The sequence below is a fragment of the Megasphaera sp. AF13-6AC genome (assembly GCF_027685385.1).
GTDB lineage: Bacteria > Bacillota > Negativicutes > Veillonellales > Megasphaeraceae > Megasphaera > Megasphaera micronuciformis.
Window position 1 is genome coordinate 1 of sequence record NZ_JAQCUN010000133.1, and the last position, 3,376, is coordinate 3,376.

Here is a 3,376-nt window from a genome sequence, read left to right on the forward strand (position 1 = left end):
CATCGTCCGAACGGTCGCCGGCCACATCGGGTTTGCTACCCAAATGACCTACGGCTACAACCAAGTCGACACCGTCTTTTTTCAAGGCATCCACTTCTCTTTGCGCCGCCTTATACAAGTCTTCTTGCGAAAGGAAGGTCAGTCCGCGTACACTCAAAGGGTTCGATGTCGTAACCGTCGACGGTGTCGTCAATCCGAATACGCCGATTTTAATATCACCGCGTTTTAAGATTGTCCGGGTCTTGGGAGCAAAAGGCTTGCCTGTTGCATCTACATAAATATTGGCAGACATGACGGGAAATTTTGCTTCTTTAATGCGTTTTTGCGTTACATCGGCACCATAATCAAATTCATGATTCCCCAGAGCCATGGCGTCGTATTTTGCGGCATTCATAAACTGAATAGCCGTCTTGCCTTCACTAAGGTTGACCAGGTTATTATCCTGAATAGCATCGCCTGCATCAAGAAGAATGACATTCTTACCTTGTTGTTGGAAATCTTTCTTCAATGCCGAGACGGTTGCCATGCCGTTAATGCCTTCGGCTCTACGGTCGTACCCATGCGAATCATTCGTATGCACGATTACGAGATTGGAGAAATCGGCTGCAAAAGCCGTGCTGCAAAGGCAAGCCACGGCCAGTCCCAAAAGGGCGGTCATTTTTTTCATTATATCACTCCTGAACCTTCTAATTACCTTATACGTTATAAGCATAAACAAAATCGTCGAAATCACATATATTATACATGAGATGTCACAAATTGGGTAGTATTGTCACTTTTACGCAACCTCCCCGGTTTCACCAATCAAAAAAATTACTTTCGTTGTAAATCTCACATTTTTTTCGACTTCTTCATTGTATTATAATAAATGAAACCAGATTTACTGCCCACGAATTTAAAGGGGGTTTTTGTATGTGGCAAGTTATACCTGATTACTATAAAGACGAAACGCGTTGCGTCAGCTGCGGCTGTTGCGTCGCACTCTGTCCCGTCGGTGCACTGGAAATGAAGACGGATAAAGAGACGGGGCGAGTTTTACCCGCCTTCGATCGCTTTAAATGCATTCGTTGCAATCGCTGTGTCGACGCTTGTCGCATTTACGAAAGCTACGCGCCTCATGCCGTCAAAAGCGGCTACAGTCCTCTGGAAGAAATTATGCGATAGCCTGAGTAAGTCATAGTATAAAGAAAAAACGAAGGCCCCGAGCCTTCGTTTTTCTTTATATGAATTTATTATAAATAAGCCGCCATTCCCGTCTGTTTTGCAATATGCGTATACAAGGATACCAGTAGGCCTCCGTCATGTTCCAAAAGATAAGATGCCTCATCATGTCCCGCATCGTCTGTAGCACTGATGAGATTAAGGTAGCGTTGTCCCTGTTGATCCGTATAGGTTTTGAATTTTACCGTTATAGGGCGTGACTCTTCCACTTGTCCCGGTGCGTATACAAATAAAATAGCTCCCAAGTACGCATATTCTCCGTCCGTTACAGCATAAACACCGGTTGCATCCCAATAGGCATTTATAACTGAAGAAGCACCTATTTGGGGATACAGGCCGTACAAGATACCGCCGGTTTGGGCTTCAATTTTAAAGTCGACGGCTAAAGCTGTGCTGCCCAGACTTATGCACACACATACGGCTCCCAAGATGGATGTTACTTTTTTTCGCCAATTCCGAAATTTCATCATATCCACTCCTGTCCTCTCAGTTGATATGCAAAGTATTACAATTAATATACACTTAAACAATGCCGTAGCTCGGTTATCCTTATTCGGAGCGTCGAGTCAGCACATACAAAGGTTATAACCAAGGAGGTCTCCGCTATGTCTGAAACAGTAGAACTTCGTCCTTTTCCGCCCTTTTTACCGCCACAAGCAAGGGTAATCATGATGGGCAGCTTCCCTCCGGCTCAAGAAAAGAGGGCCATGGACTTTCACTATCCGAACTTCAATAACGATATGTGGCGTGTATACGGCCTTATCTTCTTTAATGATAAAGACTATTTTCGCAAAGAAGGGGAGAAGGCCTTTGACGCTGAAAAAATAAAATCTTTTTTATCAGCTAAGGGTATCGCCTCATGCCCTTCCGTTGTCAGGGCTATTCGTGAAAAGGGCAATGCATCCGATAAATTCTTGAAAGTCGTTGAAACAGTGGACCTGGAAGAACTTCTGTCCCAAATCCCCCTTTGTCACCATATTATTACGACAGGAGGAAAGGCTACGGAAATTCTTTTGTCACTCATTAAAGATGCTCCGCCCGTACCGAAAACCGGCGAGACAGTCACCTTTTACTGTTCGGGTCTAGAAGTAAGCTTAACCCGTCTTCCTTCTACTTCTCGCGCCTACCCGTTGAGTTTGGAAAAAAAGGCGGCCGCCTATGAAGCATTCTTCCGTTCCGTCGGTATGATAGTATAGTCCTTATCTTGCCACTGACAGTAAAGAAGCGTATCATAAAGCCATGCGGCCATCGGCTGTACAGATATCTATATCGGAGGTTTTTCACTATGATTCCTATTAAAGAACTCGCTCATAAGGAACGGGATTTAATCGTTTCTTTACGGCGCCATTTTCATGAATATCCCGAACTTTCACATAACGAATTCACCACGATGGACTATATTGAATCCCGGTTGCACGAGTGGAACATTCCTACCGTCCGAGTCCCTCAAGGCGGGATTATTGCTACTGTAGACAGCGGCAAGCCCGGTTGGACGGCTCTTGTTCGCGCCGACATCGATGCCTTAGCCATTCAGGAAAAAGAAAATAATTTATCTACAAAAAAAGCAGTCTTATCCAAAACCGACGGCGTCATGCATGCCTGCGGCCACGACGGCCACATGGCCATGGCTCTGACGGAAGCCAAAATTTTATCGGAACACAAAGATGCTTGGGCAGGAAAAGTGCTCTTTGTCTTTGAGCAGGCTGAAGAAATCGGGGAACGCGGGGTTTCTCAAATTCTTCGTTATCTTCATGATCATAATATTCATGTCGACATGGGCTATACCACACATGTTATGTGGCGTCTTCCTGCCGGCAAGGTCGGCATTGTTTACGATACGGCTATGGCCGGTGCCTTTTTCTTCAACGTCACCTTACACGGCTACGGTGGACACGGCTCTCGTCCCGACATGGCTAAAAGCCCGATTGAAGCTTTCATCTCTATTCAAAATGAATTGCGTGCATATCGTATGCGTGCCGTCGCCCCCGAACAGAGCCTGACTTATTCTGTCGGCTGTGTTAATGCCGGCTCTAAAGCCAACATTATTCCTTCCGAATTATCTTTTGCCGGCACTATGCGCTGCACAGATAATGAAAACGGCAAAGCTTTCCGCAGCTTTTTCTTACGCACCTGTACCCGTATAGCAGAAGAATAC

The 3,376-nt window shown here is 45.5% G+C and carries 5 protein-coding genes; 3 read left to right on the forward strand and 2 right to left on the reverse strand.

Going from position 1 to position 3,376, the window contains the following annotated elements; genetic code table 11:
* The coding region (locus PGX78_RS06975) for a bifunctional metallophosphatase/5'-nucleotidase (RefSeq protein ID WP_270446118.1) at positions 1–667 on the reverse strand (667 nt) is incomplete at its 3' end.
* A 245-nt stretch (positions 668–912) separates the two neighbouring features.
* Between PGX78_RS06975 and PGX78_RS06980 the strand changes: the two genes are divergently transcribed.
* Positions 913–1,164: an NADH-quinone oxidoreductase subunit I gene (locus tag PGX78_RS06980; RefSeq protein ID WP_006941158.1), complete on the forward strand. Its 252-nt coding sequence runs from the start codon at positions 913–915 to the stop codon at positions 1,162–1,164.
* Positions 1,165–1,232: 68 nt separating this feature from the next.
* On the opposite strand, the gene PGX78_RS06985 is transcribed toward PGX78_RS06980, so the two are convergent.
* Positions 1,233–1,691 carry a hypothetical protein gene (locus PGX78_RS06985; protein WP_270446120.1) on the reverse strand — a complete coding sequence of 153 codons (459 nt, stop codon included), beginning with the start codon at positions 1,689–1,691 and terminating at the stop codon, positions 1,233–1,235.
* Positions 1,692–1,826: 135 nt separating this feature from the next.
* On the opposite strand from PGX78_RS06985, the gene PGX78_RS06990 reads away from it, so the two are divergent.
* Together PGX78_RS06990 and PGX78_RS06995 are read left to right on the forward strand one after the other, a co-directional pair.
* Complete coding sequence (locus tag PGX78_RS06990; RefSeq protein ID WP_270446122.1) at positions 1,827–2,417, forward strand: DNA glycosylase; 591 nt, start codon at positions 1,827–1,829, stop codon at positions 2,415–2,417.
* Between the two features lie 89 nt (positions 2,418–2,506).
* On the forward strand, positions 2,507–3,376 hold an 870-nt coding region (locus tag PGX78_RS06995; protein WP_270446124.1), incomplete at its 3' end, for a M20 metallopeptidase family protein.